This window comes from Trueperaceae bacterium (genome assembly GCA_019454765.1).
Classification (GTDB): domain Bacteria; phylum Deinococcota; class Deinococci; order Deinococcales; family Trueperaceae; genus JAAYYF01.
This window is the reverse complement of sequence record JACFNR010000014.1, coordinates 28367-33308: the sequence shown is the minus strand read 5'-3', so window position 1 is coordinate 33308 and position 4942 is coordinate 28367. Positions and strand designations below refer to the sequence as shown.

The following is a 4942-nucleotide window of genomic DNA, read 5'->3' as shown; positions in this document are numbered from 1 at the left end:
CGGCGCTGCGGACGGCGGCACCCACGCCGGCGCCCACGGCCACCGCGAGCGCGCCGCTACACAGCGAGCAGTTCTCGCTCGTGCTCAAGGACGGGCTGCTCGTGACGTTCCAGGAGCTGGAGACCGACCCGTTCGGCGCCCTGCGCGACCGGCTGCGGCAGGCGAAGGGGCGCATCAGGAAGATGGGCGTCGATTACCTGGCGTACACCCTCATCGACCTCGTCGTGGACCAGTACTTCGACGTGCTCGAGGCCTACGGCGACGACCTGGAGGCCCTCGAGGAGGAAATCCTGCGCGGCCCGGAGCGCGGTTCGCTGGAGCGCATCAACGAGCTGCGCCGCGACCTACTGGTCGTCCGCCGGGCCGCCTGGCCGCTACGCGACGTGCTCGCCTCCGCGCAGCGCAAGGACCTCACCTACTTCTCCCCGGAGGTGGCCACCTACCTCCGCGACGCCCAGGACCACGCCGTGCAGGTCATGGACGCCGTCGAGACGCAGCGCGAGCAGATAACCGGGTTGCACGACGTCTACCTGTCGCTCCTCAGCGTGCGCATGAACGACGTCATGAAGGTGCTCACCGTGATCGCCACCATCTTCATCCCGCTGACGTTCCTGGCCGGCGTCTACGGCACGAACTTCGAGTTCATGCCCGAGTACCGCCTGCGCTGGGCCTACCCGGTGTTCTGGCTCGTCAACCTGACGCTGGCCGGGTGGATGATCGCCGCCTTCAGGCGTCGCGGCTGGCTGTAGCGGCGGCGCCCGGCCACTCAGCCTTCCGCCCGTGCCCGCAGCGCCGCCACGAGGGGCCGCAGCACGCCGGCCTTGAGCTTGAGCGCCGCCCGGTTCACCACGAAGCGCGCGCTCGACCGCGCGATCACGTCGACCTCGGTCAGCCCGTTGGCGCGCAGGGTCGCGCCCGTCTGCACCACGTCCACGACGGCGTCGGCCAGCCCCGACAGGCACGCCAGCTCGACGTTGCCCGACAGCTCCACCACCTCGGCGGGGCTGCCGAGGCGCCGCAGGTACTCGGCCGCGACGCGGGGGTACTTGCTGGCCACGCGCCGCACGGGGCCGCTCGCCCCCGCCGGCCTGATGAGCGAGAGGCGGCACGCCGCGAAGCCCAGGTCCACCGGGGCGTACAGCCGACTGCCGTGCTCGAGCAGCACGTCGCGGCCGACCACCCCGGCGTCGGCGACGCCCAGCTCGACGTAGGTGGGCACGTCGGCGTTGCGCATCACGAGCACCGTCGCTCCGGGGCCGTCGTGGCGCAGGGCGCGCTCGTCCTCGCTCATCGTCAGCTCGAGTCCGGCGGCCCGCAGCGCCGCCAGCGCGTCCTCGAGCACCCTCCCCTTCGGCAGGGCGAGCACCAGCGCCTGGGCGCTCACGCCTCGCCCTCGCCCGGCGCGGCCAGGAGCGCCGCGAGCTCGCGCCGGCGCGCCTCGACCTCAGCGCTCGGCGCTCCGACCGTCCGCAGCTCCCCGGCGACGAGGAGGAACGGCACGCGCGCCGCGCGCGCCTCGGCCTCGGCGGCGGCGGGCTCCGCCGCCAGCGCGCGCGCCACCCTCACCCCCGCCGCCCGCAGCCGGCGCGCGGCGGGGTCGTCTAGGGTGAGCACCAGCGGAGCGAGGTCGACGGGACCGGCGGCGGGCACGGCCTCCATGAGGCGCTCGAGTCCCAGCGAGAAGCCCGCCGCGTAGGGCAGCAGGGCGCCGTCGTAGCGGCCCCCGCCGAGCAGCGGTTGGCCGTAATCGAAGGTGAAGGCGCGGAAGGTCACGCCCGTGTAGTAGCTCAGGCGGCGCGCCAGCCCGAGGTCGAGCAGCAGCTCCGAGGCGTCCTCGAACTCCGCCAGCACCCCCTCGAGCCGGTCGACGGCCTGCAGGGCGGCGTCGCTCGGCGCCAGGGCGCGCGCCTCGTCGAGCACGGACTCGTCGCCGTACAGGTCGGGCACGCGGACGATGGCCTCGGCGGCGCGCCCGGTGAGGCCCAACGCGCCGACGAGCGCGAGCACGTCGGCGCGGTCCTTGCGGTCGATGGCGTCGGCGAGGGTCGGCTCCTGCTCGCGCGGGACGGCGGCCGCCTCGAGGAGGGCCCGCACGTAGGCCGGGTTCCCGACCTCGAGGCGCGGCACCAGCCCGACGGCGCGCACCGACTCGCGCGCCAGGTGGATGATCTCCGCGTCGGCGCGCGCGTTGCTGACCCCGACGAGCTCGATGCCCACCTGCGTGAACTCGCGCGCGCCGGCCAGGTCGGGGTGGTTGGCGTGCCAGACGGTGCCCGCGTAGCGGAGCCGCAGCGGGTGGTGCGCGCCGCCGGCCACCGCCGGGTAGGTGGTGGAAACGAGGTGCGCCAGCGCCGGGGTGAAGTCGGAGCGGAGCGCCAACACGTCGCTCCCGCGGTCCGTCAGCTTGAAGGCCTGCGTCTCGCGCGGGTGGTGGGCGTCGAAGAGCTCGAGCGCCGGCACCTCGACGGGCAGGTAGCCCCACGAGCCGTACAGCTCGCGCAAGCGCGCCAACGCGAGCTCGCGCCCCGCCGCGAGCTCCGGGGGCGCGAGGCGCGTGCCGTCAGGGAGCCCCGTCACCTGCCGGCAGCGTCCTCGGGCGGCCGCGGCCGCGGCCGCGGCCGCCCGGCGCCGAGGAGGGCGAGCAGGACGCCCGTCAGGGCCACCCCCTCGCTCAGCAGGAACAGGACGTTGACGAGCGTCACGACCCCGTCCACGAGCACCGACAGGAGCCGCCCCGCGAAGACGGCGCCAACGAGGAGCGCTCCTGCCCGCAGGTACGAGCGGGCGCCCGGGCGCCTGAGGGTGCCGCGCAGGATCACGGCGCCGAGCGCCAGGTGCAGGGCGCCGAACGTGGCGCGCACCTGGCTGAGGCCGCGCGGGTCGACGACGTCGAGCCCGAGCAGCCGCGCCGTGAAGTGCGGGTTGACGAGCCCCGCCAGTCCGAGCGCGAAGGTGATGACCACCGCCACGTACACGAGCTGGGACCTCACGTTCATGGCGGGAATGCTATCACCGGCCGGTGGGCGCGCTCCCCAGCACGAGGTTGTCGCGGTGGATGACCTCGTCGTAGTCCTTGTGGCCGAGGAGCAGCGCGATGTCGCGCGTGTGCCTGCCGATGATGCGCCGGGCCGCGTCGGAGCCGTAGTTGGTGAGCCCCACCCCGACCCTCGCCCCCGCGTGCCGCACCTCCACGGCGTCGCCGAACGTGAAGGCGCCCTCCACGGCCGTCACGCCGCCCGGCAGGAGGCTCTTGCCCCCCTCGAGCGCGCGCAGCGCGCCCGCGTCGACCTCCAGCGCGCCCCGCACCGGCTGGTTCGCGATCCACGCCTTGCGGGCGGGGACGTGCTCGGCCGCCAGGAAGCGCGTGCCGCGCTCCTCGCCGCGCGCCAGCGCCTCCAGCGCCGCGCCGCCGCCGCCGAGGACGATGGTCTCGATGCCGGCGCCGGTGGCGATGCGCGCGGCCCTCAGCTTGGTCGCCATGCCGCCCGTCCCCGACTGGGAACCGGCCCCGCCCGCCGCCGCCTGCACGGCCGCCACGTCCCTCACCACGGGGATGAGCTTGGCGGCGGGGTCCTTGCGCGGGTCGGCGTCGTAGAGGCCGTCGACGTCCGTGAGGATGATCAGGACGTCGGCGTCCACGAGGTAGCTCACCCAGGCGGACAGGGTGTCGTTGTCGCCGAGTTTCAGTTCGGCCGTCGCCACGCTGTCGTTCTCGTTGATCACCGGCACCACGCCGAGCGCCAGGGTCGTCTCGAGCGCGTTCTTGGCGTTCACGTACCGCTCGCGCTCCTGCACGTCGCTGGCCGTGATGAGGAGCTGCGCCGTGGGCAGGGGAGCGAGGGCGCGCTCCCAGTCGAGCATGAGGAGCGCCTGCCCCACGGCGGCCACCGCCTGCTTCTCCGGCAGCGTGAGCGGCAGCTTGAGGCCGAGCCGCTGGCGCCCCGCGGCGCCCGCGCCGGAGGAGACGATGACGAACTGCGCCGGCCCGGCCTGGGCGGCGGCCAGCACCTGCGCCCCGCGGGCCACTGCCCACACCTTGTGGGGCGCGATGCGGCCCGACTCGTCGACGAGCGAACTGGTGCCAACCTTGATGACGATGCGCCGCCAGCGGCCCGGGACACGCGACATGCAGGTAATGCTACTGCCTGGCGCCCGCCCGCCTTGGTGCTAGACTCCGCCGCATGCGCGTCGCCATCGTCGGAGCCACGGGGGCCGTCGGCCAGGAACTCCTCGCCATACTCGAGGAGCGCTCGTTCCCGGTCAGCGGACTGAGGCTCTACGCCTCGCCGCGCTCGGCCGGCAGGACCGCGAGGTTCCGGGGCGAGGAGCACGTGGTGGAGGCCGTTCCCGAGAGCGGCGACCTCGGCGCCGACGTGGTCTTCTCGTCTGCGGGCGGCGCGCTGTCGCGCGAGCACGCCTGGCGCTGGGCCGAGCACGCCGTGGTCATCGACAACACGAGCGCCTGGCGCATGGACGAGCGCGTGCCCCTGGTGATCCCCGAGGTGAACCCTCACGCCGTCGCCGGCCACCGGGGGTTGATCGCCAACCCGAACTGCTCCACCATCATCGCCCTCATGGCGCTGGCGCCGCTCCACCGCGCCTTCGGCCTCAGGCGCGCGACGGTCGCCACCTACCAGGCCGTGTCGGGCGCTGGCGCCGCCGGCATCGGCGAGCTGCGCGAGCAGTCCGCCGCCGTGCTGGCGGGCGGGACCACGCCGAGCGGCGAGCCTCTCGGCGCCTCGACCACCCCCCGCAAGTTCAGGCACCAGATCGCGTTCAACCTCTTCAGCCACGATTCCGACGTCGGCAGCGACGGCTACAACGGCGAGGAGCGCAAGCTGGCGCTCGAGTCGCGCAAGATCCTCGACGCGCCCCACCTGGCCATCAGCGCCACCTGCGTGCGCGTGCCCGTCTTCAGGGCGCACAGCGAGGCCATCCACGC

The 4942-nt window shown here is 74.3% G+C and carries 6 protein-coding genes; 2 read left to right on the top strand and 4 right to left on the bottom strand.

The window, feature by feature from the left end; all coding sequences use genetic code 11:
- The coding region (gene corA / locus H3C53_06045; protein MBW7916231.1) for a magnesium/cobalt transporter CorA at positions 1-749 on the top strand (749 nt) is incomplete at its 5' end.
- Positions 750-766: 17 nt separating this feature from the next.
- Here corA and H3C53_06040 read toward each other — a convergent pair.
- The 4 genes from H3C53_06040 to proB are packed head-to-tail and all read right to left on the bottom strand — an operon-like array spanning position 767 to position 4128.
- Positions 767-1384, bottom strand: coding sequence for an ATP phosphoribosyltransferase (locus tag H3C53_06040; GenBank protein ID MBW7916230.1), 618 nt, complete (start codon positions 1382-1384; stop codon positions 767-769).
- Positions 1381-2577 carry an ATP phosphoribosyltransferase regulatory subunit gene (locus tag H3C53_06035; GenBank protein MBW7916229.1) on the bottom strand — a complete coding sequence of 399 codons (1197 nt, stop codon included), beginning with the start codon at positions 2575-2577 and terminating at the stop codon, positions 1381-1383. The genes H3C53_06040 and H3C53_06035 overlap by 4 nt, the downstream gene beginning before the upstream one ends.
- Entirely contained in the window at positions 2574-2996 is a 423-nt protein-coding gene (locus tag H3C53_06030) for a DUF4345 family protein (GenBank protein ID MBW7916228.1), read from the bottom strand. Before H3C53_06030 ends, H3C53_06035 begins: the two co-directional genes overlap by 4 nt.
- Before the next feature lie 13 nt (positions 2997-3009).
- Positions 3010-4128 carry a glutamate 5-kinase gene (gene proB, locus H3C53_06025; GenBank protein MBW7916227.1) on the bottom strand — a complete coding sequence of 373 codons (1119 nt, stop codon included), beginning with the start codon at positions 4126-4128 and terminating at the stop codon, positions 3010-3012.
- Positions 4129-4181: 53 nt separating this feature from the next.
- On the opposite strand from proB, the gene H3C53_06020 reads away from it, so the two are divergent.
- Positions 4182-4942: aspartate-semialdehyde dehydrogenase (locus H3C53_06020; protein ID MBW7916226.1), on the top strand; the 761-nt coding region annotated here is incomplete at its 3' end.